Genomic DNA, 23,533 nt, shown 5'->3' on the forward strand with positions numbered 1-23,533 from the left:
CTCACCCCGAGGCCTCGCCTGGCGCCACCGCGCCCAGCCGCCCGGTGTGTCGGCTGGGCGTTGATGCACTGCCTTCTGAACTGGCCTTTTGGGCACTGTGGCACTGCCGCCATGCCCGCCCGCCGGATACCGCTCCCTTACGCTGATTGCCCCCATCACGGGTGCGCCGTCGCGCGCGCCTGCCTGACGCAAACGTAAGAGAGTTGCCATGAGTACCGTCTTTGCCAGCCTGCACGAAGCCCAATCCTTTCTTGACCAAAACCCCGATATCGAGATGTTCGAGCTGTTCATCCTCGACAGCAACGGCGTGCCCCGCGGCAAGCTGCTGCACCGTGATGAACTGCTGGCGGTCTACGCCACCGGCCGGCCGCTGCCCAGTACCATCCTGGGCCTGACGCTCAATGGCGATGACGTGGAAAACTCCGGCCTGGTGTGGGAGGTGGGGGATATCGACTGCCGCGCCTACCCGATCAGCGGTAGTTTGCAGCGCATGCCGTGGCGGTTGATTCCCACGGCGGCGGTGCAGGTCAGCATGCACCCGGAGGAAGGCTTGCCGGCGACCGTGGCCGACCCCCGGCACCTGCTGGCCAAGGTCATCGACGGGCTCAAGGCCGATGGTTATTACCCGGTGATGGCGGCGGAACTGGAGTTCTACCTGCTGGACCAGAAGCCCGACAGTAACGGCCGCCCACAACCGGCGCGGGATATGGACGGCGGTCGCCCGCGCTCGACCCAGGTCTACGGCCTGCGCGAGCTGGAGCAGATCGAGCCGTTTCTGGCCGACCTGTACAGCGCCTGCAAGCTGCAAGGCATTCCCGCGCGCACGGCGATTTCCGAATACGCCCCCGGCCAGGTGGAGATCACCCTCGAGCATCGCAGCGATGCGTTGCAGGCGATGGACGAGGCGGTGCGTTACAAGCGCCTGGTCAAGGGCGTGGCCCACAAACACGGGATGACCGCCTGTTTCATGGCCAAGCCGTTCGACGACCTGGCCGGCACCGGCATGCACATGCACGTCAGCCTGGCGGACGCCGATGGCAACAATCTGTTTGCCAGCGAGGCAGCCGACGGTACGCCGCTGCTGCGCCAGGCGGTCGGCGGGATGCTCAGCACCTTGCTCGATTCCTTGCTGCTGTTCTGTCCCAACGCCAACTCTTACCGGCGTTTCCAGAGCAACAGTTATGCGCCGCTGGCGGCCACCTGGGGTGTCGACAACCGCACCGTCAGCCTGCGGGTGCCGGGTGGGCCGGCGTTTTCGCGGCATATCGAACACCGCATCTGTGGCGCCGATGCCAACCCGTACCTGGCGGCGGCGGCCATCCTTGCGGGGATCCACCGTGGCATTCGCGAGCAGCGCGATCCCGGCGCGCCGGTGACGGGCAACGGTTATGCCCAGGCCAAGGAGCTGCTGCCCACCGACTGGCTCACCACTTTGCGTGCCTTGGAAGGTTCGGCCTGGGCGCGTGAAGCGTTCGGCCAGGAATTTCTCGGCGTGTACCTGGCGGTCAAGCGGGCCGAGTACCGGCAGTTCATGGGCGAGGTGGGCGAGCAGGACTGGCGCTGGTACCTGCACCAGGCGTGATGATGAACCCTGAGTCTTTCGACCTTTTTTTCACGCGGGGGTGATTAAGCTGAAAGTCCAGTGTCCGTAGAGACCGGTTCATCTACATGAGTACCGTGATGTCGTCGCAACCCCCATCGTCCATCGAGGCTGAATTCGCCGCGCGCTGTGACCGTGACCACGCTCGCGTCTGTGCTGACCCACGGCCGCCAGGCTTGTTGCGGCGCCTGTGGTTATGGCGCGACGAGCGCCTGGTGCGCCAGGCTCTGAAAGTCGCGGGGGAGCCCGGCCTGTTGCTGGACCTGGCCTGTGGGGCGGGACGCTTCTGGCCGGTGCTGGCCGAGCACAGCAATCGCGTGATCCTGGCCTCGGACTTTTCCCAGACCATGCTTGATCATGCCCAGAGCCACTATGGCGCGGCCTTTCTGCGGCGGATCAAGACGTTCCAGGGTTCGGCATTTTCCATCGGCCTGTCGGCCAACGCGGTGGACTGTATTTTTTGCCTGGAACTGTTTCGCCACGTCTCCAGTGTCGAGGCGCGACTGACGCTGTTGCGCGAGTTTCACCGGGTCAGCCGCGACACGGTGATTGTCGCGGTGGACAGCGACAGCCGCCATCGTCAGCTCCACCCGCCGGGCACAGGGCAACCCTTGTTGTCCCATCGTGTGGAGGTGGAAGCGGAGTTTCGCCAGGCGGGCTTTACGGTGCTGAACCAGCAAGAGTTCATGCCCGGCTCGGCCCTGTGGCGGGTTTATGTGCTGCGCAAAAGAGGATAACCCTCAACTGTCGGGCTATTCTTCGTCTCCTGTCAGAGTTTTCATGATGGCTGGCACACTGCGGGTGCTCGAAAGTCCCGCTGGCGATATATACTGCGCGCCATTCTTCAAGGGAGAGCCGTGTGGCCATCGATATTCACTGGATCTGCGACAACGATAGCCTCGGCCAGCATTGCGCCGAATGGCAGCAGTTGCCATTCGTCGCCCTCGACACCGAATTCATGCGGGTCGACACCTTCTATCCCATCGCCGGGTTGATCCAGATCGGGGATGGTGTACGCGCTTATCTGATCGATCCCCTGACCATTGATAACTGGCAACCCCTGGCCGCCTTGCTGGAAAACCCGGCGGTGATCAAGGTGGTGCATGCCTGCAGTGAAGACCTGGAAGTGCTGCTGCGCCTGACCGGCAGCCTGCCGGTGCCATTGTTCGACACCCAACTGGCAGCCGCCTACTTGAACCTCGGTTTCTCCATGGGCTACTCGCGCCTGGTGCAAGCGGTGCTGGACATCGAGTTGCCCAAGGGCGAGACCCGTTCGGACTGGCTGCAGCGGCCATTGTCCGAGACCCAGGTCAGTTACGCCGCTGAAGACGCGGTGCACCTGGCGGAAGTCTATACACGGCTGCGTCCGCGACTGTCGGACGAAAAATACGCCTGGGTTCTGGAAGACGGCGCCGAGCTGGTGGCCAACCTGCGCCGGGAAATCGACCCTTACGAGGTGTACCGCGACGCCAAGCTGGCCTGGAAACTGTCCCGTGCCCAGCTCGCCGTCCTGCGCGAACTGTGCGCCTGGCGCGAGCAGCAAGCCCGTGCCCGCGACCTGCCACGCAACCGCATCGTCCGCGAACACTCGCTATGGCCCCTGGCCAAGTCCCAGCCGGATAACCTCGCGGCCTTGGGCAAAATCGAAGACATGCACCCGCGTACCGTGCGCCAGGACGGCGAATTCCTGCTGGGCCTGATCAAGCGTGCCGCCAGTGTGCCGATGGACCAATGGCCGCCGGCCGTGCCTGAGCCGTTGCCGGTGGATGCCGCTGTGCTGATCAAGCAACTGCGCGCGCTTGGCCAGACCTTCGCCGAACGCCTGGACATGGCCCCGGAGCTGATGCTGCGCAAGAAAACCCTCGAGGCACTGGTCAAGAGTGGCTACCCCGATGGGCCTTACCAATTGCCTGACTCGCTGCGTGGCTGGCGCCGCGAGTTGATGGGCCAGGCGCTGCTCGACAGCCTGGCCACTGCCGGAGAACAGCCTTGAAACATATTTGTTCCATCTACCGCAGCCCGAAACGCGCAGGCATGTACCTCTATGTGCTCAAAAGCGATGCCCTGGAACGCGTGCCCGAGGGCCTGCTGACCGTGTTCGGCAAGCCGGTACACGCGTTCAACCTGGTGCTGACGCCGGAACGCAAACTGCAGCAGGAAGATATCGTCGCGGTCCTGGACAACCTGCAAAAGCAGGGCTACCACCTGCAAATGCCACCGCCGGATGACGAGTACATCGAGCATCTGCCCGAAGAACTGCTGCGCCGTAACGACCCGATGTGATCGACCCGTGTCCCGCTCGGGACACGTTTGAATCGAATGACCTGGCGAGCCCCGAGCCCTGCAGTCAGTTTGCTGTCGGTGGCCGCCTGCACTGTTTTTGAAAGGTTTGAACCATGCGCGTTCTGATAGCAGAACAGGACCACCCGCTGTACGCCCGACTGCTGCGCGAAGCGGCGCCGGATCTTGAAGTCCTGACCAGTGGCGACTCGGCCCAATTGTCGCGCCATGCCGCCGATTGCCCGGTATGGCTGGGCCAGCCGGACCTGCTGGCAACCCTGCTGCGCCAGGGCCATCACCCGCAATGGCTGCAATCGACCTGGGCTGGCATCACGCCGCTGCTGGCCGATGGCTTGCCTCGGGATTATCGCCTGACCCGCGCGGTCGGCATTTTTGGCCAGGTGATGGCCGAGTACGTGCTCACCTACATGCTCGGTCACGAGCGTGAGGTGCTGGCGCGCCTGGTCAGCCAGGTCGAGCGCAAGTGGGACAACCGCATGGGCCAGAGCCTGGCGGGGCGCAAGGTGCTGATTGTCGGCACCGGTGATATCGGCCAGAGCGTGGCGCAATTCCTGCTGCCCTTTGGTGTGGAGTTGTACGGCATTGCCAGCCAAGCCCGGGAGCAGGCCCCGTTTATCGAGGTAGCCGGGCCGGATCAACTGGGCCGTCTGGTGGGCGAGGTGGACTATGTGGTCAACCTGCTGCCCAACACCCCCAATACCCACGATCTGTACGATGCGGCGCTGTTTAAGCAGTTCAAACCCACCGGCCTGTTTATCAACGTCGGCCGGGGTGTGGCGGTGGTGGATGCCGATCTGGTCGAGGCTCTGAAAGAAGGGCACCTGGCCGGCGCGGTCATCGACGTTTGTCGCCAGGAACCACTGCCACAGCGCCATCCGTTCTGGACCGCCTGGGGCTTGTTGCTGACCGGCCACAGCTCGGCGCCGACCTGCCCGCGGCGCATGGTGGCACTGTTTATCGAAAATCTGCGGGCGTACCAGGCCAAGGATTCGCTGCGTGGCGAGGTGAGTTTCGAGCGGGGATACTGAAACACCCCACATCGCGAGTAGCGCGCATCTGATTTTATCGCTGGCGGCAACGTGGGAGGCTCACTGACCTTAAGAAGGGAGGCCTCTCCATGCTTGAATCGCGCGCTGTTGCTTCGCAACCGTCTCAGGGGGCCATGCTGCCCGTATCGTTGGCTGATCCCGTCAGCCCCCCACCGGCGGAATCCAACCTGGCAGCTGGCGGCGAAGAGGTCCGGATCAGCCTGGTCGAGGAGAAGCCAGGCCTTGAGGCTGCACTGGGCGACAGGCAGAACCTCAAGGTACTGGGGCAAAAGCTCTACGAAGTCGCCACCCGGCTGGGGGTAAACGCCACCCCCCAGGCAGTGCAGGCCGCGTTGGCGCATACCCCCCTGGACATAGACGCCGGCTCCTCCTATCCCCTGGCAGACGGCAAGAGCGCCACTTTGGCGAGCGTCATCAGGCACCTGGGCCTGTTCCTGCCCCTCAGCCACTTTCATCTCACCAGCCTCGCCGATGCAGTCACTGCAAGAGCCCTGGAGCATCCGCTTGGGGATTTTGGCGGAGGGTTGTCGTGGCCGGTGCCCATGAGCCCGGATGAGCAACGCAGGCTGGGTGCGCTCGCCCAGAGCCACCTCGCAGAGCAGCCGCAGGGCACACAAGGCCAGGGGCTGCTGGATTTTCTGAACCAGCGCCAGCCCGTTGCCACACCGGTACCGAGCAACCCCGTCAACGCCCTGGAATCCCTGGTGAGCTCCGCTGAAGGGCAGCGGCTGGGAAAGCATCTGCAAGAGCAAATGGGCGGGATAGCCACCGACCGCAGCGTCAACGACTATCTGCTGGCCGCCATCGCGGTGCAGTTGGATCCGCAGTCCATCGCCGCGCCTCATCGCAACAAGGTGGCGGGTTTCGACCTGGCCAGCGATGCGCACTGGGGTAAACCTGCCTCCTTCGTGGTGGACAGGTTGAGCAGGCACCTGAGCAGCAGTGGCAAGACCAGCCCGCAGATGGCCGGGGTAGGCGCCTATGGGTTGCTGGCCCGCAAGGCGCCTGAATTTCTGGTCAAGGACATCCCGGACCGGGTGACCTATGGCAGCCCGGCCTGGGTCTGCCTGGCAATTGCTGCGGCGACCATCGAGGCCCAGTCGCCGGGGAAAGTGCCGAACATGACCTTCGCCCAGGTCATGCAGCAGGCAGAAAGTGCGGGCACGGCTGATCCTGGCCTCACCCGCGACCCGCAGCGGGCGGCCCTGGTGGACTGGGGCGTGGTCAATGGCCTGCTCGAACGCAAGGAGGATGAGCGCTACAGCGACGCAGAGCTGAACCTGCTGCAAACCACCTTCAACACCCGCCAGCGGCAAATGATCACTGCCAGCCAGTCCTTGGATAAGGACATTCCCAGTCGCAAAGCGATGGCCCTGGAGGTACTCAAGCAACGGTTTGGCGAGCTGGGCGGGCTTGTTGAAGAGCCGTTGATCAACACCACCCATCATCCCCGTGGCGGTCCCGGAACACCGGCAACCACACTGGTCGGCCATCATTCGCTGTTGGATATCGCCATGATGGACCTGCCGTCGCCGGCGGTGTTCTATTCGGCGGACAGCCGCATCCCCCTGGCCGAGTTGAATGCCAATCACCGATTTGGCATAACCGAGGCATTCAACCAGCAGTTCAATGACACGATCCGGAGTAAAAAGGCTGCGATCGCTGTCGCCATCAAACACCTGATCGCACAGCTTCCATTGGCGGATCGGAAGAAATTCGAATATGGAAAAATCACCTTCTATCAAAACCTGTCCCACACGCTAGGCCTTGGATTTACGGATAAAACCGATCATCCCAAGGGGCAGGAACTGCTGTTGAAAATTGAAGGGGAGGGTGAGCCTGCAGCATACGAAATCAACTTTGCCCAAGGTGTTATTCGATCGACTGACCTCTGGCGAGCGGATGTGCGCACTTCAAGAAAGGCCAATCTTGTCCGCGAGACCCGAGAGTTCATACCGCGCAATGACGCAGTGCAGCAGAAAAAACAAAGCGTTCCGGTAAGCAACGCGTTACTGGATAGCTTTGCTTCGGATCGCACTCGGTACATCGCCGATGCATTTGTTGAACACCTTGATCTCGATGATCCCGACATAAAGGAACACGCACGGGGGCAGACCACGTTGGACAAACAGCGGGGCAGGGCAGCAGTGGCTGAAGCGTATCTGTTGAGCCTTGTTCCGTTTTATTCGGCGATTGGCAATTTCCAGCAGGGTAATTATGGCGAAGGGGCTACTGACCTTGCGCTGGATATCTTTGGCTTGCTCAGCGCCGGCGCTGCAAGCGCAGGGAAATTGGGCCGATTGGGTGGGACTGCGTTATCCGCAGCGGCGAAGGTTTTACAGGGCGCAAAGATCATTGGGGCTGCCACGATCAGTGCATTGAACCCCCTTGGCGGGTGGGGCGAGTTGGCGGTCGGCGGTGCCAGGTTAGCCGGGAAAGGCGTTTCCAAAGGGATTGAGGCGGTTAACCGGCTCAGGGGGGCTTCCGGCAGCTATGACCTGTTGAAAGCGGTCAGTACGGACTATGGCACCGCGGCCACGGGCACGTTCAGGGTCGCAGGGCAGCGTGTCGAGGGCGGTACGGTGCTCCAGGGCGGCAAATGGTATGCCTTCGACGCCGACAAGATGCGGCCTTATGGCGGGCCCCTTGAAGGGTTCACCGCAGAAACCAAGGCGATGGGCGGCACGCTTGCCGTGGCGCGTATTGCGCCGGGCAGTGAGCTGAGCAATCGGATGCTGCTCGAGTACAGCGTTGCACCCGCAAGCATTGCCGGGCTTTCGCGCAATAGTCAGGGGGTCTACGTCGCGGCTGATGGCCACCTGTCCCATATCCGCCACACCGACAGCGCTGGTAAGACTGCGGTCTATGAAGTCCGCCAAGTCACCCGTACCGAGGATGGGGTGGTGCAGGCTCGGATCTATCACAAAGGTCGGCAGACACCGCTGCTGGTCCAGCATGTACAGGGCGATCAGTGGCAGCGCCTGCGTTTGCCCGGCGCCGCTCCGCAATCGGTGGCAGACGATCTGGGGGAGGTGATTGGACTTGGCGGCGAGGGGGTCATCTACGCAAGTCGCGACGGGAAAAGTGTCTACAAGGATCTTGGCCCTACCTCAATCAAACCTCCCGCTGAATACGTCAGCATGGAGGCGATATCGCTGAATAAATATTATGGTGAGGGGTTTGCAAGTGTGATCATCGAGGACGGTCGTAAATATATAAAGATGGGCAAAGTCGATGGCGTGGATCTCAGTAAGTTTGAAAGAAACAGTTTGCCGCCAGAAGCGCGATCATTAATGGATGATGTATTGGCGCAGATGGAAGCCAAGGATATCTATCACAATGATCTGCAATTAAAGAACTTTATGTATTCGGCCAAAGACCAGAAGATTTATCCGGTGGATATGGATTCGCAGGGCGCGGAGTTTATGGTGCCGGTGGTGATGGCGGCTTATAAGCGACAGAAGGAGGAACTGCGCAGGGCGTTTGCCAGCCTTGTCGCTAAAGCCCCTTGAGCAACTTGCGATGCCCCCTGCCGGTGTTTAACGGCAGGGGGGGCGGCGACTGCCCTGGCCACAGGCGGATCCCGTGCTTAAAGGTTGAAATCCCCTTCAGCCACCAACTCGGTCAAAGGCCGGCGCGGGCTGGGAGCCTCCCGGGCCTGCAGGTAGTCCGCCAGAGTCGATTTGTCACCGAGCTTGCCCACGGCGACGGCCGCGTGCAGCGCATAGCCCTCGGGGATTTTCAGTTCCTTGCGGGTCAGCTCCTGATCGAAACCGGCCATGCCGTGGGTGTGCCAGCCGCTGAGGCTGGCCTGCAGCGCCAGGTGGCCCCAGGCCGAGCCGGTGTCAAAGGTGTGCCACAGTGCCGGGGTTTCTTCACTGGCGCCGGGTACCGCAAAGTCGGTTTTCGAGATCACGATCACCAATGCCGACGCATGTTGTGCCCAGCCACGGTTGAACTCGTTCAGCAGGCCCAGATACCGTTGCCAATCCGGCGTATCGCGCCGCGCGTACAAAAAGCGCCAGGGCTGCGAGTTATAAGCCGAAGGTGCCCAGCGTGCGGCTTCGAAGAAGCTCAGCAGGGTTTCCACCGCAATGCTCTCGCCGGTAAACGCACGCGGCGACCAACGGTCGGTGAACTGCGGATGAATCGGATAATCGGCAACGCGTGGCTCAGAGCTCATAAGCGCATCCTGATGAAAAAAACGGCCTTCAAAACTACGTCGCCGCTGCACGTCTGACAAGTCTCGCCTTACCGGCAGTCGTAAGCGCTTGGCCCCAGGGGGCTTGGGCACTAGACTGGCGACCTTTTCACCTACCGATACTGATGTAGAGCCATGGCCGCTAAAGTCGAACCTTTCTGGATACGCAAAACCCTTGAGCACCTCGACCAGGAGGAGTGGGAGTCGCTGTGCGACGGCTGTGGCCTGTGCTGCCTGCAAAAGCTTGAAGACGAAGACGACAACAGCGTCTATTACACGCGTATCGCCTGCAAACTGCTGGACCTGAAAACCTGCCAGTGCACCGACTACCCCAACCGTAGGGACTCGGTGCCCGATTGCATCCAGCTCACCCCGGGCCAGGCCGACCAGTTCAAGTGGCTGCCGCCGACCTGTGGTTATCGCCTGGTCAGTGAGCGCAAGGATTTGCCGCTCTGGCACCACCTGGTCTGCGGTGACCGCGATGCGGTGCACCACGAACGCATTTCCCAGTCCGGCCGCATGCTCAGCGAAGGCAGCGTGCCCGAGGACGATTGGGAGGATTACCTGATTTTCCGCGCAGGCTGAGGAGAGCGTATGACGGTCCAAGCCAAGCTGGCGGCGAGCCTGCTGTTGCTGGGGTTGAGCGCGTCGGCGTGGTCGGCGAAAAAGGTCGACCTCGATTATCACGTCAAACTGTTGCCCCAGAGCGATCAGGCCGAGGTGCGCCTGAGCCTGTCCCAGGGGTCGGCTGTGCGCAGCCTGAACTTCGACCTGGGTCGCGACGGTGACTACAGCGACTTCAAGGCTGATGGCCAGTGGCAGGTCACGCCTGACGCGGGGGCCAGTCGCGGCCTGTGGCAGCCGGGTGCCGACAAGGCCAGCCTGACCTACCGCGTGCGCCTGAGCCATGCGCGCAAGGCCGGCATCTACGAGTCGCGCATGACCCCCAGTTGGGCGCTGTTTCGCGGCGAGGATCTGGTGCCGGCGGCTCGCCTGGACCAGCAGGACGGCGTGGAGTTGGTGTCCCGGCTGACCTTCGAGCTGCCGCCGGGCTGGAAAAGCGTCGAGACCGCCTGGCCACGGATCGGCAAGCATAAGTTCCGTATCGACAATGTCTCCCGGCTGTTCGACCGGCCCACCGGCTGGATGGTCGCCGGCAGCCTGGGCAGCCGCCGGGTGCGCCTGGGCGAAACCGAAATCACCGTGTCCTCGCCCAAGGGCCAGGCCATGCGCCGCATGGACGTGCTGACCTTGCTGACATTTGTCTGGCCCCAGGTACAAGCGGCGTTTCCCCGGCATCCGGCCAAGCTGCTGCTGGTGGGCGCCAGTGACCCGATGCGCCGCGGCGCGTTCGCCGGGCGCGATTCGGTGTACCTCAATAGCCGTACGCCGCTGGTCAGTGAAAACGGTAGTAGCCCGCTGATCCGCGAAGTGGTGCAGGCCATTGGCCGGTTCAATGACCATCAGGGCAGTGACTGGATCAGTGAGGGCCTTGCGGAGTATTACGCCATCGAACTGCTGCGTCGCGCAGGCGGTATCAGCGATGAGCGTTATGGGGCGATACAGGCGCGCTTGAGCAAGGACGGCAAGGGCGTAACGACGTTACGCGGTGAGCACGTCAACGGCGCCACAGTGGCGCGGGCAGTGGTGGTGTTGCAGGAGCTGGATCGTGAAATCCGCCTGAAAACCCACAACAAACGCTCCCTGGACGACCTGACCCAGGCACTGATGCGCCTGGACAGCTTCAGCACCAAGGAGTTTGTGCAGTTGGCCGAAAGCGTGATCGGCCAATCCTCGGTGGTGCTCGACAGCAAATTGCTGCGCTGACCTCAAGTGGAAACAGGCTTGTGTAGGAGCTGGCTTGTCGGGTCGCCGCATCGCAGGCAAGCCAGCTCCCACAGGAGTCCGCGCACGCCTCGACGATCAGGTCGGCTGTCAGGCCGCCTCGCTTTGCTTGTGATCTTGATCTTAGGCGCCCCGTTAAACCACGCTGGCCGTCATCCGATTTTGATTTGGGGGGTAACCCGGCAGGACGCCGGGTTAGCCGCGCTGGGCCATGGATGGCCCATCGCGGCGGCCCCCCAAATCAATGTCGGATGACGGGCACACCGAGCCTAGGCGAGGTGCCGAGTGGTGGGGCAAGAGCCCTTTTGGTTACTTTTGGGGCTCTTTTCCAAAAGTGACCCGCTGTAAGAGCGGAACCAATAGCCGCCGTGACCCCAGCAACGGATATGCACACAACCCCAAGAACCACGAAAGAGTTGCGTAGATACCTATGCGGCGTCCCGACTAAACCAGCCCCCACCTTTGGCTTGTGCCTCAGGGCGCGGTTTTTTCGGCAGCCACTTCAGCCCGAGTCTTGAGGTTCTTCAGTTCCTCACCCGCGCGCTCGATGCGGGTGCGCACGCTATTCATATCCTGGCGGCTTTTTTCCAGCAGCGACTTGGCCGAACTATGGCCGCTGATCCCGCGCGCCAAGGCCACACCACCAATCGCCACCTGGATCAGGCCGAAAAAGCCACCGCGGCGAATGCCCTTGCCCATCATCACTACGCCACCGGCCAGTGAGCCAATGCGCTCCCAGCCCTGGACGTTCTGGGTCGGCTGGGTCTGGAACGGTGTCGATTCAATCATGGGTTTGAGGGTTTTGCTGTCGCTCATGTTCTGTCTCCAACAAAGGGCCATAGATATGCAACTGACTGCGGGCCAGAGGTGGATGTTCCCGCCAAATCAGTACTTGGGCCCCGAACGGGTGTTATTGCCCTTGGCCAGGCGATCGTAGAGCACCACGTTGACGGTGGCTGCGAGGTTCATGCAGCCGGTGGTCGGGATGTAGACCACATCTTCGCACCACTCGCGGATCTCTTTATCGAGGGAGCCATCTTCGGGGCCGAAGATATACAGCGCGCGATCAGGATGGGTGTATTCCGGCAGCGGCCGGGCACCGTCCACCAACTCCACGGCAACCGGAATGCAGCCCAGAGGCAGGATCTTTTTCAGGTCGTCGATGCCGATCAGCGGGATGTCGTGGTGGACTTTCTTGGTGTCGGTAATAAAGTCCCGGGCCCGCTCATAGCGTTTACCGGTGTAGAACACCGAAGCCACCCCATAGCAGCCAGCAGCGCGCATGACCGAACCGACGTTTTCGGGGGATTTGGGGTTATACAGACCGATGCAGCTGTAGCGTTTATTGCCCACGGGAGAGGGTGCCTTCGAGAAAAACCGCAATTATACGGGGATTGCTCGAGCAGCGGTCGCTATAGAAATGGTGTGTTTGGGCGATTGTCATCGCGGGCAAGCTCGGCTCCCACAGGTGAACACATTTCAAATGTGGGAGCCGGGCTTGCCCGCGATGACGTCGTAACGTTCAGCGACGACCGTCAGTCGTCCTTCTTCATCAACCCCGCCAACGCCGCAAACGGGTTGTGCGTGGCCTTGGCGATGGTCGGGCTGCTGGTGGAGCCTTCGCCGAAATACTGTTGGTCGGTATAGCGCGAGTGCTCGTTGTCATGGCAGTACAAGCAGAGCAATTCCCAGTTGGAACCGTCCTGGGGGTTGTCGTCATGGTTGTGGTTACGGTGGTGCACAGTCAGTTCGCTGAGGCGCTTGCCGGCGAATTCACGGGCACAGCGGCCACACACATGGGGGTACATTTTCAGGGCTTTGTCGCGGTAGCCCATTTCCCGGTCGCGCTGGGCATCGGCAAGGATGCGGTCCAGCTTGGCGGTGTGGGAGGGCGGGTTGCTTGAGCTCATCATGGCTCCTGTTTTCTAGTGGATCACGGATGGCGTTGATTCTAGCTGCTCGCGGGGCAATAAGCCCTTGGCTTTTTCAGCCCGGGTGCCGGCCGGCGACGGGGTGCTGTGGAACGGGGTAATAATGCCCGCCTATCTATTTAAAAACCGTTGGGAAGTTAAAGAGCGCAAAAGTTAGTCTGGGGCGAGAAAGTGTTGGACTAACTTTGCCAAGTTCTTTAATGTGGCGCCTCTTGGCCCACCGCCGCTGTGGTGTCGAGTATTCAATAAGCCTGGTCTTTCCGGGCGACCGTTAGTTTCCCGTGCAATCGGGTTTTCCCATCACGATATCAGCCTCCGCGGCTGGCGTTGTGGCGTTTCAAATCAGAGGCGCTCGTCCAGAGCGTGCTGCTGCCTATCACCGAAGTCGGGTAGGTTGAAGAGTCTGATGATCGTCTTTCCAATAATAAAAACGACGAATTACCCTGTGCTTATAAATTCATGACTCTGGAATTATATTCTATGTGAGTTGTAAGTTTGTGGTGCGTGTTAATAAGTTTTGATGCTCATTTTGCTTATATTCAACGGCTCGGTCTTCAATTCAATACATGCAATTTGTTGTAGAGGCTGTTGTGTCTAAAGGTGTTGTTCTGGCGGTTTCCGCTTCCTTCCTGTTTGGCGTGCTGTATTTCTTTACCTCTCTTCTTGAGCCCTTGGATGGCCAGCAGATATTTGCCTGGCGAATCCTTATTTCGTTGCCCTTCATGACGCTGCTGCTCGCCCTGTCCGGGGATTGGCAATGGGTGCCGCTGATCTACAAGCGCTTGCGCGAGAAACCGGCCTTGCTGCCCTGCGTGGTGCTGACCAGCGCGCTGGTGGGGGTGCAGTTATGGATCTTTATGTGGGCGCCGCTCAATGGCCACGGCCTGGACGTTTCCCTGGGTTACTTCCTGTTGCCGCTGACCATGGTCATTACCGGGCGTATCGTTTATGGCGAACGCCTTTCCCATCTGCAAAAGATTGCCGCCGTGTTGGCTGCGGTGGGGGTGGGCAATGAGTTGTACCGCACGGGTGGGTTTTCCTGGACCACCTTGGTGGTCTGCGTCGGTTACCCGCTGTATTTCGTCCTGCGCCGGCGCTGTGGCACCGACAACCTGGGCGGTTTATGGCTGGACATGATGCTGATGATCCCGGTGGCGCTGTGGTTCATCCTCGGCGGCCACCCCATCGGCGAGACGCTGGCGCAGCGCCCGGCGTTGTATTGGCTGGTGCCAGTGATGGGCCTGGTCAGTGCGGCGGCAGGTTACTGCTACATCCTCGCCAGCCGCCTGTTGCCCTTTAGCCTGTTCGGTCTGCTCAGTTACGCTGAGCCGGTGCTGCTGGTGGCGGTGTCGCTGATGCTGGGCGACAGCCTCAAGCCGGGCCAGTGGATGACCTACCTGCCCATCTGGCTGGCGGTGGTGGTGCTGGTGCTGGAAGGTTTGCGGCATCTGAATCGCCTGCGCCGCTCGATCTGACCGGCGCGCCCTTCAGCCCTTGAGTTTCTCGGCAATCCAGATGGTATGCCGGGTGCCCTTGTTGCCATGGGCAAAGACTTGCACTTCCTCGGCCTTGAAGCCGGCCTTGCGCAATTTGTCGCTGAACTGCTTGTCGGCGCTGGCCGACCACACTGCCAGCACGCCCTTGGGGCGCAGGGCCTTGGCGCAGGCGCTGAGGCCGCCGGCGGAGTACAGCCAGCTGTTGGCTTTCTGCGTCAGGCCTTCGGGGCCGTTGTCGACGTCGAGCATGATTGCATCAAAGCCCTGGGGCTCGGCTTGCAGCACCTTGGCCACGTCTTCCAGGCGGATCACGGTGCGCGGGTCCTGCAGCGGGTTGCCGGATTTTTCCCCGAGCGGGCCGCGATTCCACTCCACCACGCCCGGCACCAATTCAGCCACCACCACTTCGGCCGTCTTGCCCAGGTGCTTGAGGGCCGAGGCCAGGGTGAAGCCCATGCCCAGGCCGCCAATCAATACCCGTGAACCGGGGCGTCCGGCGACCTTGCGGCAGGGAATCTCTGCCAGGGCATCTTCGGAACCGTGCATGCGCGTGTTCATCAATTGCCCGCCGTCACCGCCCTGGATCTTGATCACAAAATCCTCGCCGTATTCGAACAGGCACAGGGCGCCGCCGTTATCGGGGATCGGGGTGGTGTCGAGCAGCACGAAACGTTTCATGGAAATCTCATTGGGAAGGGCATTCTTGCGCGGTTGGGAGTAGCCTTGGGACTGGTTAACAGTCAGGCCATGGAGCCATCGATGAAGTGCAGCATTCTAGCGGTCATTGTAGGAAGTGTGCTCACATTGGGTGCCGCACATGCCCAGCAGTTGCAACCGGTGCCGAACACGCCGGCGACCACCACCGGCGCGCCGGGCACTGCAACGCCGACCCCGTATCCGCAAATCACCCCGCCAACCGCACCCAAGCCACAAGGGGCCGGGGTGCCGTTGCCACCGATTGAAATGCCCAAGCCGCCCAAGGACCAGACCTTGCCCGGCCTGCAGCAAAACGACAGCAAGCCGAAGGCGGCGGGTTCTTAAACCAGCCCCAGGGCCTTGAACACAAAGGCGTATTCCAGGGCCACATCACGCAAACCCTGGTAACGGCCGCTCATGCCGCCATGGCCTGCGCCCAGTTCGGTCTTGAGCAGCAGCAGGTTGTCGTCGGTCTTGGTGGCCCGCAGCTTGGCCACCCATTTGGCGGCTTCCCAGTACTGCACGCGGCTGTCGTTATAGCCGGCGATCACCAGCATCGCCGGGTAGGCCTGGGCGCTGACGTTTTCGTAGGGCGCATAGGCCTTGATCCGCTCATACACCTCGGGCTCCTGTGGGTTGCCCCATTCGTCATATTCGGTGACGGTCAGTGGCAGGTCCGGGTCGAGCATGGTGTTGAGTACATCGACAAAAGGCACTTCGGCAATCGCCGCCTGGAACAACTCCGGGCGTTGGTTGAGCACGGCACCGATCAACAGCCCGCCGGCGCTGCCGCCGCTGATAGCCAGTTGTTTGGAGGTGGTCAGGCCCTCGGCGATCAGGTGTTCGGCGCAGGCGATAAAATCGCTGAACGTGTTTTGCTTGTGCTCCTGCTTGCCGGCGCGGTACCAGGCTTCGCCCAATTCGCCGCCACCGCGCACATGGGCAATGGCAAACGCCACGCCACGGTCCAGCAGGCTCAGGCGCGCATGGGAAAACCACGGGTCGAGGCTCGAACCGTAGGCGCCGTAGCCGTACAGGTACAGCGGCGTTGGCTGGCCCACCTGGTCGCGCTTGACCACCAGGCTGATCGGCACCTGGGTACCATCGGCAGAAGTGGCCCATAGCCGCTGGCTGACATAATCGTCGGCATTGAACACGCCCAATACCGGGGTTTCCTTGAGCACTTGCTGCGCGCCGCTGGCCAGTTCCAACTGGCGGACCTGGGCCGGACGATTGAGTGCTTCATAGCGCAGGCGGATCTTGTCGCTGTCGAATTCCAGGCTGTTTTGCACGTACAGGCTGTAGGCCGCGTCTGGTAATTCCACGCGGTAAGTCGGCAGGCCTTGTGGGTGCACGTCGATTACCGGCAAGCCGCCAATGCGCAGGCTCAGGGTCATGGCCCGGGCGTTGAGGGTCACGCCATCGAGCATCACTGCGTCATCGTGGGCAATCAGGTTGTGCCACTGGTCTTCAGTGGGCACGCTGCCGTTGTCAGCCGCCTGGAACAGCGCAAAGTTGATGCCATCGCGGTTACTGCGGATAAACCAGGTCCATTGGTCGTCCAGCTTGCCGTGGTCGACATCGTATTCATGGCCTTCAACCCGTGGCGCCAGGCAGGCAAATGCCTGTTGCGGCTGCTCGGCGTCCAGGGCCCAGACTTCGCTGGTGGTCTTGCTGCCCAGCGACAGCAGCAATTGGCGCTCGGAACTGGAGCGGTAGCAATGCAGGAAAAAGCGCCCGTCGGGCTCGTGAAACACTTCTTCGGCGGCGGTGCCGTCCAGCCGATAGCGATACAGCTTGTGCGGGCGATGGGTGTCGTCCAGTTCACCGAAGAACAGCGTCAGGCTGTCGTTGGCCCAGGTCATGCTGCCGTCGCAGTCTTCGAAGGCCAGTTCACTGACCTTGCCTGAAGACAATTCCTTCACGTACAGGGTGTAGATCTCTTCGCCGTTGGTATCCAGGCTGTAGGCCAGGCGCTTGTGGTCCGGGCTGATGCTGAAGGCACCGAGGGAGAAAAAACCACCATTGGCCAGCACATTCGGGTCCAGCAGCAATTCTTCGGCGCTTTCGTCGATCTGCTGGCTGTCGTCGGCCGGGCGTGGGCAGCGGTAATGCCGCGCGTATTCGTCACCGGCAGTGGTGCGTGTGTAATACAGGTACGGGCCCCAGGGCGAGGGCAGTGACAGGTCGGTCTCGAGGATACGGCCCTTGATCTCCTGGAACAGGCTTTCGCGCAACGCGCTCTGCTCCTCAAGTTGCGCCTCTTGCCAGGCATTTTCGGCCTTGAGGTAGTCGAGCACCTCGCTGTTGTCGCGCTCCTGCAACCAGGCGTACGGGTCCTGGCCTGAATCCTGGCGGGCAATTGGGGCGGCAGCGGCGTGGGTCGATGAAGGCATGGATCACTCTCTGTCTGGGGGTGGGCCGACGGCGTTGCAGCCGTGGCACTCAAAAGCCGTTATCATACGGGCCTGTTTGCCTACCTTGCCATGGACACCATGACCGAGAACGACTATCTGACCGCTTGGGGCCTCTACGCCTTCGCCGCTTTGGGCTGCCTGCTGGTGTGGTTTCGCCTGACCCGCTGGATCTGGCGCTGGCTGCGCGAACCGCTGCGGTTGCTGATGGCGGTGCTGCTGTTGAGCCCGACCATTGTCGACCCGGTCAAGGAGCAATTCGCCCCGGCCGTGGCCATCACCGCCCTGGATCTGTTGCTCAAAGTGGGCAATAACGCCTGGCGGGCGGTGTCCGACTTGCTGATGTACGCCATGATCGCCTTTGGCCTGTACCTGGTCTTTGTGCTGATCCGCTGGCCCATCGAACGTGCCGCCAAGGCCCGGCGTGAGCAGAAAGCCGCCGCTGCGGCAGCGGTTGCGGCCGAGCCTGAGGACGACGAACCCTATGGCCGTGCGCCGGCCCCCGTCAGTGGTATGCGGGTCGAACCGCGTCTTTAACGTTGTTTGCCCAGCATCGAGAGTCCTGGCATGTGTGAATTATTGGGCATGAGTGCCAACGTACCGACCGACATCGTGTTCAGCTTCACCGGGCTGATGCAGCGCGGTGGGCGCACCGGGCCGCACCGCGATGGCTGGGGCATTGCCTTCTATGAGGGCCGTGGCTTGCGGCTGTTCCAGGACCCGGCGGCCAGCAGCGAGTCGGAAGTGGCGCTGCTGGTGCAGCGTTATCCGATCAAGAGTGAAGTGGTGATTGGCCATATCCGCCAGGCCAACGTCGGCAAGGTGAGCCTGTCCAATACCCATCCGTTCGTCCGCGAGTTGTGGGGGCGCAATTGGTGTTTCGCCCATAACGGTCAACTCGCCGACTTCACGCCCCGGGCCACGTTCTACCGCCCGGTGGGCGATACCGACAGCGAAGCCGCCTTCTGCGACCTGCTCAACCGCATCCGTGAGGCGTTTCCCGAGCCCGTGGATATCGAGCAGGTGCTGCCGGACCTGATCGCCGCCTGCGCCGAATACCGCAGCAAGGGCGTGTTCAACTGCCTGCTCAGTGATGGTGATTGGCTGTTTTGCTACTGCTCGACCAAACTGGCGCAGATCACCCGGCGCGCACCCTTTGGCCCGGCGCGCCTCAAAGATGTCGACGTGATCGTCGATTTTCAGGCCGAAACCACGCCAAACGATGTGGTGACGGTGATTGCCACCGAACCCTTGACCGAAAACGAGACCTGGACCCGTTACGAACCGGGCCAGTGGAGCCTGTGGCGGCGCGGCGAATGCGTCAGCCAGGGCACAACTGCATAAGGACGTTGATTATGTTGCTCAGCTATCTGCGCCTGGTGTTGTTTGCCATTGGCTTGTTGGTCGGGGTGCAAGTCCCGGGGTTTATCAACGACTACGCCAAGCGGGTCGAGGCCCATTTGATCGAGGCCCAGACCGGCCTGCGCGGTTTTGAAAGCACTGCGCAGCAGTTCTTCAAAGGCGATTTACAGGCCCTGGTCGCCCATTACCGCGCCAGCGATGACCCGGTATTCCGCAGCGATGCCAACAGCCTCGGCAGTTTGCTCGATCGCCAGGTAGCGTTGGACAAGCAGTTCCAGGCCATGCAGGGGCCGTGGTACATCCGCGCCTTGCAGGTGGCGGTGGCCGCCGACCCGGATATCCGCCGGGAAACCTGGAATGGCTACAGCTACCAGATCCTCCTGACCCCCGAGGCCATGGGCTGGGGTTTGGGCGGGGCGATGCTGCTGTCGTTCGGCCTGGAGTGCCTGTTCCGTTTGATTGACTGGGTGGTGCTGGGCGGCAAGCGTCTGCGCCAGAGCCGGCCGATTGAAGAGCGGGACCTCAAAGGCCTCTGAATACGCCACAGATCTCCCGGTTGGAGCCAGCTCCCACCGGGAGGAATGCAGCTTCACGCTCTGGCTCTGCTTTTGATCCGGCTTTTGATCTGGCTTTTGATCTTGATCTTAGGCGCCCCGTTAAACCACGATGGCCGCAGGCAGGTATTGCGCAGTGGGCACCCCCGGCATGGATGCCGGGGTAGCCGCGACACGGCCATGGATGGCCGATCGCGGCGGGCCCACGGAGCAATGCCTGACTGCGGGCATGCCGAGCCTAGGCGAGGCACCGAGTGGTGGGGCAAGAGCGCTTTGCTTACTTTGGCGCTTCTCCAAAGTGAGCCGCCGTAAGGGCGGAACCAATAGCCGCCGTTACCGCAGCAATGGATATGTACACATACCCAGAGGATAGCTGTGTAGATTCCTATGCTGCGATAGCGTCACCGCGGTGCAACCGATGTACCGAGGTGCTCGCATCGCAGGCAAGCCAGCTCCCACACAAGCCAGCTCCTACACAAACCAGCTCTCACACAAGCCCGCGCCTGCTAGGTTTAATCGGGTTTCTTCTGGTTGAGCACCATGCGCTCTTCACCCACTTCCTCGGCATACCGCGCCGCTACGCTTTGGCACAGCGCGACGATTTCCTCCACCAACTCCACCCCCACCCGCCACGACACCACCACCTGCAGGTTCGGCAAGCGCTGCGCCATGGGCAGCAATATCAACTCACCCCGCGCCAACTCTTCGCTGACCAGCACCGGCGGCATCGCGCCGATACCGAAGCCGTCGCGCAGCAAGCGGGTGATGGCCGACACCGAGTTCACGCAGTTCATGCGCGGCGCCGCGACGCCATGGGCTTGCATCAGGCTCAGTACATCCTGGTGCGGATGGGAGTTTTTCGAGTAGGTGATGATCCGTTCCTGGGCCAGTTCGGCGAGGGAGGTGTAATCACGGTTGTAGATAGAATGGCTGGCGACGATCCAGCCCATGGGGTGGCTGGCCAGCTCCAGGCTGCGCACCGATTCCTGGCGCAGCAGGTCGGTTTGCAGGATCAGGTCGAGAAAGCCTTTTTGCAGCTGATCGCAGAGGTTCAGCGCGGTATCGGCGACCAGCTCGATTTCCACCAGGGGGAAATGGTTCATCAACTCGGTCACCAAGGGGCTGAGCCAGGTATGGATCACCGTGTCCATCACGCCGATACGGATGCGTCCGACCTTGCTGCTGGTGGTTTCCAGCGACTGCTTGAGCCCCTGCATGGTGATCATCATCTGCTCGGCATACTCGAGCACCTTCACCCCATCCGGGGTCAGGCTCACGCCACGCGAGTCACGCAGGAACAGTTTCACCCCCAACTCGCCTTCCAACACCGCAATGCGGCTGGAGATCGAGGCCTGGGTGGTGAACAGCTTCTCTGCCGTGAGCCGGAAGCTCTTGAGTCGGGCCACCCAGACGAAGGTTTCGAGGAACTTCAAATTCATGGGATCAACTTTTTCTTATGCATGGATCGGTTTTTATTAGTTGGACGCAACAGGGGCTGCGCGCCAAAAATCGGGCTGTCTCACGATAAGCGTCGTCGGGGCTCAGGACAACATCGTTGCGAGATCTTGGTAAAAGATCCCACACTACAAAAAAATAAAGCCTACAGGAGTCTTCACCGTGAGCCGCCTGCTATTGAACTGCGACATCGGCGAAAGTTTTGGTGCCTGGACCATGGGTCTGGATGCCGAGGTCATGCCATTCATTGATTGCGCCAATATCGCCTGCGGCTTCCACGCCGGCGACCCGAGCATCATGCGCAAGACCGTCGCCCTGGCGTTGCAGCATGGCGTGCAGATCGGTGCGCACCCGGCGTATCAGGACCTGGCAGGTTTTGGCCGGCGCTCCATGGCCTATGCACCCCAGGAAATCCAGGACCTGCTGCATTACCAGATCGGTGCCCTCGATGGTATTTGCCGGGCCCAGGGTGGCCGGGTCAGCTACGTCAAACCCCATGGTGCGATGTACAACGACATGATGGCCAAGCCTGCGCAACTGCGTGCAGTGATCCAGGCCGTGGCGGCGTATGACGCCAGCCTGCCCTTGATGCTGATGGCCACCCGTGACAACAGTGCCGCCCAGGCCTTGGGGGATGAGTACGGCGTGACCCTGTGGTTCGAAGCTTTCGCCGACCGCGCCTATGACAACGCCGGGCATCTGGTCTCGCGGCAGTTGCCGGGCGCGGTGCATCACGATGCACAGGTCATTCTCGAGCAGGCCTTGACCATTGCCCGTGGCGATACCCTGGTTGCCAGCGACGGCAGCCCCTTGCTGCTGCAGGCCAACACCCTCTGCGTGCATGGCGATAACGCCAGCTCGGTGGCGGCGGTGCAGCGTATTCGCCAGGCGTTGACGCCAGCATGAACCCACGGATTGAAGTGGTAGCCATCGACTGCCTGATGGTGCGCCTGTTTGAAGTGATCGCCGAAGACAACATGCCCTGGATGCTCGCTGCCACGCGCCGCCTGCGCGAGGGATTTGGCGCGGCGCTGGTGGACCTGGTGCCTTCCTACACGACCCTGATGGTGCATTACGACCTGCTGGCGCTGAGTCCGGCACAGGCGCGGGAACTGATCAATCAGGCCCTCACGGGCTTGCAGCCCCAGGCCCAGGGCAGCGGGCAGTGTCATATCTTGCCGGTGTGGTACGACCTCAGCGTCGGCCCTGAGCTGACCTTGCTCGCCCAGCGCAGCGGGCTTGCGGTCAACGAGGTGATTCGCCGCCACAGCCAGCATCAATACCAGGTCTTTGCCCTTGGTTTTGCCCCCGGTTTTGCCTTTATGGGGCTGGTGGAAGAGCAACTCGCGGCGCCGCGTCTGGGCACCCCGCGCAAACGGGTGGCGGCGGGCAGCGTCGGCATCGCCGAGCGCCAGACCGCAGCCTATCCGGTGGAATCCCCGGGTGGCTGGAACCTGATCGGGCGCACCCCGGCCAAATTGTTCGACCGCGAGCGCGACGGCTACAGCCTGATGCAGCCGGGCGACAGTGTGCGTTTCGAAGCCATCGGGCGTGCTGAATTTATCAACCTGGGTGGCGATGACACGCCCTTGGAGGCCCAGGTATGAGCCGCTTGTTGATCGAGGCCAGCACCGCGCTGTGCTTGTTGCAGGATGCCGGGCGTTTTGGTGTGCGGCATCTGGGCGTGACCCAGGGCGGCGCGCTGGATTGGGTGTCGATGTCCTGGGCCAACTGGCTGCTGGGCAATTCGCTGGATGCGCCGGTGGTGGAAATCACCCTGGGCGGTTTTACCGTGCAGGCCGAGGAGCTTTGCGTGCTGGCCCTGGCCGGCGCGGACCTGGGCGCGTACATCGACGAGCGCGCCATCAGCCCAGGCCGCAGTTTCATTCTGCAAAAAGGCCAGCGCTTGCGCTTCACCCAACCCCACCGCGGTGCACGGGCTTACCTGGCGGCGCCAGGCGGGTTTGACGCGCCCAAGGTGCTGGGCAGTTGTGCCAGTGTCGGGCGCGAAGCCCTGGGCGGGCTGGACGGTTTTGGCCGGGCCCTGGCTGAAGGTGGGTCCCTGGTGTATTCCGGTACCGGCAGTGAGTTGCGTGAGTTGCCGGTTGAGCGGTTGCAATCTACCGCGCCCCTGGACGTGATCCTCGGCGCGCAGATCGGCCAGTTCAGTGGCCAGAGCCTGTTCGATGCCTTCAATACCGAATGGACCCTGGACAGCCGCGCCGACCGCATGGGCATGCGCCTGCTGGGCACGCCGTTGGCGTATCAGGGGCCGTCGCTGATCTCCGAAGGCATCCCGTTGGGTGCGATCCAGGTCCCGCCGGATGGGCAGCCGATTGTATTGCTCAATGATCGCCAGACCATTGGCGGCTACCCGCGATTGGGGGCTTTGACGCCATTGGCGTTGGCGCGCCTGGCCCAGTGTCTGCCGGGGGAGAAGGTGAGGCTGGCGCCGGTGATGCAGGAGACGGCGCATCGCGAGCATCTGAGCTATTTGCAGCGATTTACGAATCGCTAAAGGCATCGCAGGCAAGCCAGCTCCCACATTCAGAATGCATTCACATATTTTGCTTTGTGAATGCAGTCCAAATGTGGGAGCTGGCTTGCCTGCGATAGCGGCGGTGAATCC

At 61.8% G+C, this 23,533-nt stretch carries 23 protein-coding genes; 16 read left to right on the top strand and 7 right to left on the bottom strand.

All coding sequences use genetic code 11. The features are described 5' to 3' along the window. Positions 1-208: 208 nt before the first annotated feature. The 6 genes from HU773_RS07700 to HU773_RS07725 all read left to right on the top strand — a co-directional run bounded on the left by HU773_RS07700 (position 209) and on the right by HU773_RS07725 (position 8,462). Complete coding sequence (locus HU773_RS07700; protein WP_057958803.1) at positions 209-1,582, top strand: glutamine synthetase family protein; 1,374 nt, start codon at positions 209-211, stop codon at positions 1,580-1,582. A 98-nt stretch (positions 1,583-1,680) separates the two neighbouring features. Continuing rightward, the gene (locus tag HU773_RS07705) at positions 1,681-2,337 is read left to right on the top strand and encodes a class I SAM-dependent methyltransferase (protein ID WP_057958804.1); all 657 of its coding nucleotides are present in this window, start codon (positions 1,681-1,683) and stop codon (positions 2,335-2,337) included. Between the two features lie 122 nt (positions 2,338-2,459). Then, positions 2,460-3,593, top strand: a complete 1,134-nt coding sequence (gene rnd / locus HU773_RS07710; protein WP_057958805.1) for a ribonuclease D — start codon at positions 2,460-2,462, stop codon at positions 3,591-3,593. Continuing rightward, positions 3,590-3,883 carry a YcgL domain-containing protein gene (locus HU773_RS07715; protein ID WP_057441287.1) on the top strand — a complete coding sequence of 98 codons (294 nt, stop codon included), beginning with the start codon at positions 3,590-3,592 and terminating at the stop codon, positions 3,881-3,883. The genes rnd and HU773_RS07715 overlap by 4 nt, the downstream gene beginning before the upstream one ends. 113 nt (positions 3,884-3,996) lie before the next feature. Continuing rightward, positions 3,997-4,929 carry a D-2-hydroxyacid dehydrogenase gene (locus tag HU773_RS07720; protein ID WP_057958806.1) on the top strand — a complete coding sequence of 311 codons (933 nt, stop codon included), beginning with the start codon at positions 3,997-3,999 and terminating at the stop codon, positions 4,927-4,929. A gap of 134 nt (positions 4,930-5,063) precedes the next feature. Beyond that, on the top strand, positions 5,064-8,462 hold the full coding sequence (locus HU773_RS07725; protein WP_186625253.1) for an OspG family effector kinase: 3,399 nt from the start codon (positions 5,064-5,066) through the stop codon (positions 8,460-8,462). A 77-nt stretch (positions 8,463-8,539) separates the two neighbouring features. Here HU773_RS07725 and HU773_RS07730 read toward each other — a convergent pair whose 3' ends face one another. Then, positions 8,540-9,133 (bottom strand): nitroreductase family protein, encoded by a 594-nt coding sequence (locus HU773_RS07730; RefSeq protein WP_120732150.1) that lies wholly within the window; start codon positions 9,131-9,133, stop codon positions 8,540-8,542. A gap of 153 nt (positions 9,134-9,286) precedes the next feature. Between HU773_RS07730 and HU773_RS07735 the strand changes: the two genes are divergently transcribed. Together HU773_RS07735 and HU773_RS07740 are read left to right on the top strand one after the other, a co-directional pair. Further along, the gene (locus tag HU773_RS07735; protein WP_029292333.1) at positions 9,287-9,736 is read left to right on the top strand and encodes a YcgN family cysteine cluster protein; all 450 of its coding nucleotides are present in this window, start codon (positions 9,287-9,289) and stop codon (positions 9,734-9,736) included. A gap of 9 nt (positions 9,737-9,745) precedes the next feature. Continuing rightward, positions 9,746-10,978, top strand: a complete 1,233-nt coding sequence (locus HU773_RS07740; protein WP_057958809.1) for a hypothetical protein — start codon at positions 9,746-9,748, stop codon at positions 10,976-10,978. Between the two features lie 492 nt (positions 10,979-11,470). Here HU773_RS07740 and HU773_RS07745 read toward each other — a convergent pair whose 3' ends face one another. The 3 genes from HU773_RS07745 to HU773_RS07755 form a co-directional block, all read right to left on the bottom strand. Continuing rightward, positions 11,471-11,812 carry a YgaP family membrane protein gene (locus HU773_RS07745; protein ID WP_057958810.1) on the bottom strand — a complete coding sequence of 114 codons (342 nt, stop codon included), beginning with the start codon at positions 11,810-11,812 and terminating at the stop codon, positions 11,471-11,473. 69 nt (positions 11,813-11,881) lie between these two features. Then, positions 11,882-12,349, bottom strand: coding sequence for an RNA methyltransferase (locus HU773_RS07750; protein WP_057441281.1), 468 nt, complete (start codon positions 12,347-12,349; stop codon positions 11,882-11,884). A gap of 182 nt (positions 12,350-12,531) precedes the next feature. Beyond that, the gene (locus HU773_RS07755; RefSeq protein WP_038448187.1) at positions 12,532-12,906 is read right to left on the bottom strand and encodes a YajD family HNH nuclease; all 375 of its coding nucleotides are present in this window, start codon (positions 12,904-12,906) and stop codon (positions 12,532-12,534) included. A 611-nt stretch (positions 12,907-13,517) separates the two neighbouring features. Between HU773_RS07755 and rarD the strand changes: the two genes are divergently transcribed. Then, positions 13,518-14,402: an EamA family transporter RarD gene (rarD, locus tag HU773_RS07760; RefSeq protein WP_057441280.1), complete on the top strand. Its 885-nt coding sequence runs from the start codon at positions 13,518-13,520 to the stop codon at positions 14,400-14,402. A 12-nt stretch (positions 14,403-14,414) separates the two neighbouring features. Here rarD and HU773_RS07765 read toward each other — a convergent pair whose 3' ends face one another. Continuing rightward, entirely contained in the window at positions 14,415-15,101 is a 687-nt protein-coding gene (locus HU773_RS07765; RefSeq protein WP_057441278.1) for a spermidine synthase, read from the bottom strand. 81 nt (positions 15,102-15,182) lie between these two features. Here HU773_RS07765 and HU773_RS07770 point away from each other — a divergent pair, with 81 nt between their 5' ends. Further along, positions 15,183-15,464 carry a hypothetical protein gene (locus tag HU773_RS07770; RefSeq protein WP_057441276.1) on the top strand — a complete coding sequence of 94 codons (282 nt, stop codon included), beginning with the start codon at positions 15,183-15,185 and terminating at the stop codon, positions 15,462-15,464. Here the strand turns inward: HU773_RS07770 and HU773_RS07775 are convergent. Then, positions 15,461-17,515 (bottom strand): S9 family peptidase, encoded by a 2,055-nt coding sequence (locus HU773_RS07775; RefSeq protein ID WP_057958811.1) that lies wholly within the window; start codon positions 17,513-17,515, stop codon positions 15,461-15,463. The two genes, HU773_RS07770 and HU773_RS07775, sit on opposite strands and share 4 nt — an antisense overlap. A gap of 90 nt (positions 17,516-17,605) precedes the next feature. Here HU773_RS07775 and HU773_RS07780 point away from each other — a divergent pair, with 90 nt between their 5' ends. From HU773_RS07780 to HU773_RS07790, 3 genes are read left to right on the top strand one after another with little or no spacing between them, the layout of a single operon-like run. Next, entirely contained in the window at positions 17,606-18,070 is a 465-nt protein-coding gene (locus HU773_RS07780; RefSeq protein WP_225923868.1) for an MFS transporter, read from the top strand. A gap of 30 nt (positions 18,071-18,100) precedes the next feature. Next, positions 18,101-18,877: a class II glutamine amidotransferase gene (locus HU773_RS07785; RefSeq protein ID WP_057441274.1), complete on the top strand. Its 777-nt coding sequence runs from the start codon at positions 18,101-18,103 to the stop codon at positions 18,875-18,877. An 11-nt stretch (positions 18,878-18,888) separates the two neighbouring features. Next, entirely contained in the window at positions 18,889-19,431 is a 543-nt protein-coding gene (locus HU773_RS07790; protein ID WP_057958812.1) for a DUF2937 family protein, read from the top strand. A gap of 530 nt (positions 19,432-19,961) precedes the next feature. On the opposite strand, the gene HU773_RS07795 is transcribed toward HU773_RS07790, so the two are convergent. Continuing rightward, positions 19,962-20,888 carry a LysR family transcriptional regulator gene (locus tag HU773_RS07795; RefSeq protein ID WP_057958814.1) on the bottom strand — a complete coding sequence of 309 codons (927 nt, stop codon included), beginning with the start codon at positions 20,886-20,888 and terminating at the stop codon, positions 19,962-19,964. 178 nt (positions 20,889-21,066) lie between these two features. On the opposite strand from HU773_RS07795, the gene HU773_RS07800 reads away from it, so the two are divergent. Genes HU773_RS07800 through HU773_RS07810 form a run of 3 tightly spaced genes read left to right on the top strand, consistent with a single transcriptional unit; the run spans position 21,067 to position 23,422 of the window. After that, positions 21,067-21,810 (top strand): 5-oxoprolinase subunit PxpA, encoded by a 744-nt coding sequence (locus HU773_RS07800; RefSeq protein WP_057958815.1) that lies wholly within the window; start codon positions 21,067-21,069, stop codon positions 21,808-21,810. Then, the gene (gene pxpB / locus HU773_RS07805) at positions 21,807-22,511 is read left to right on the top strand and encodes a 5-oxoprolinase subunit PxpB (RefSeq protein ID WP_057958816.1); all 705 of its coding nucleotides are present in this window, start codon (positions 21,807-21,809) and stop codon (positions 22,509-22,511) included. Before HU773_RS07800 ends, pxpB begins: the two co-directional genes overlap by 4 nt. Continuing rightward, complete coding sequence (locus HU773_RS07810; protein WP_057958817.1) at positions 22,508-23,422, top strand: 5-oxoprolinase subunit C family protein; 915 nt, start codon at positions 22,508-22,510, stop codon at positions 23,420-23,422. Before pxpB ends, HU773_RS07810 begins: the two co-directional genes overlap by 4 nt. Positions 23,423-23,533 lie beyond the last annotated feature (111 nt).

The organism is Pseudomonas shahriarae (genome assembly GCF_014268455.2).
GTDB lineage: Bacteria > Pseudomonadota > Gammaproteobacteria > Pseudomonadales > Pseudomonadaceae > Aquipseudomonas > Aquipseudomonas shahriarae.

Excerpts from the sequence above, each read along its gene's own strand:
- HU773_RS07700 (WP_057958803.1), top strand. The coding sequence starts at position 209 with ATGAGTACCGTCTTTGCCAGCCTGCACGAAGCCCAATCCTTTCTTGAC.
- HU773_RS07705 (WP_057958804.1), top strand. The coding sequence starts at position 1,681 with ATGTCGTCGCAACCCCCATCGTCCATCGAGGCTGAATTCGCCGCGCGC.
- HU773_RS07720 (WP_057958806.1), top strand. The coding sequence starts at position 3,997 with ATGCGCGTTCTGATAGCAGAACAGGACCACCCGCTGTACGCCCGACTG.
- HU773_RS07725 (WP_186625253.1), top strand. The coding sequence starts at position 5,064 with ATGCTGCCCGTATCGTTGGCTGATCCCGTCAGCCCCCCACCGGCGGAA.
- HU773_RS07730 (WP_120732150.1), bottom strand. The coding sequence starts at position 9,133 with ATGAGCTCTGAGCCACGCGTTGCCGATTATCCGATTCATCCGCAGTTC.
- HU773_RS07735 (WP_029292333.1), top strand. The coding sequence starts at position 9,287 with ATGGCCGCTAAAGTCGAACCTTTCTGGATACGCAAAACCCTTGAGCAC.
- HU773_RS07740 (WP_057958809.1), top strand. The coding sequence starts at position 9,746 with ATGACGGTCCAAGCCAAGCTGGCGGCGAGCCTGCTGTTGCTGGGGTTG.
- HU773_RS07745 (WP_057958810.1), bottom strand. The coding sequence starts at position 11,812 with ATGAGCGACAGCAAAACCCTCAAACCCATGATTGAATCGACACCGTTC.
- HU773_RS07755 (WP_038448187.1), bottom strand. The coding sequence starts at position 12,906 with ATGAGCTCAAGCAACCCGCCCTCCCACACCGCCAAGCTGGACCGCATC.
- HU773_RS07765 (WP_057441278.1), bottom strand. The coding sequence starts at position 15,101 with ATGAAACGTTTCGTGCTGCTCGACACCACCCCGATCCCCGATAACGGC.
- HU773_RS07770 (WP_057441276.1), top strand. The coding sequence starts at position 15,183 with ATGAAGTGCAGCATTCTAGCGGTCATTGTAGGAAGTGTGCTCACATTG.
- HU773_RS07775 (WP_057958811.1), bottom strand. The coding sequence starts at position 17,515 with ATGCCTTCATCGACCCACGCCGCTGCCGCCCCAATTGCCCGCCAGGAT.
- HU773_RS07780 (WP_225923868.1), top strand. The coding sequence starts at position 17,606 with ATGGACACCATGACCGAGAACGACTATCTGACCGCTTGGGGCCTCTAC.
- HU773_RS07785 (WP_057441274.1), top strand. The coding sequence starts at position 18,101 with ATGTGTGAATTATTGGGCATGAGTGCCAACGTACCGACCGACATCGTG.
- HU773_RS07790 (WP_057958812.1), top strand. The coding sequence starts at position 18,889 with ATGTTGCTCAGCTATCTGCGCCTGGTGTTGTTTGCCATTGGCTTGTTG.
- HU773_RS07795 (WP_057958814.1), bottom strand. The coding sequence starts at position 20,888 with ATGAATTTGAAGTTCCTCGAAACCTTCGTCTGGGTGGCCCGACTCAAG.
- pxpB (WP_057958816.1), top strand. The coding sequence starts at position 21,807 with ATGAACCCACGGATTGAAGTGGTAGCCATCGACTGCCTGATGGTGCGC.
- HU773_RS07810 (WP_057958817.1), top strand. The coding sequence starts at position 22,508 with ATGAGCCGCTTGTTGATCGAGGCCAGCACCGCGCTGTGCTTGTTGCAG.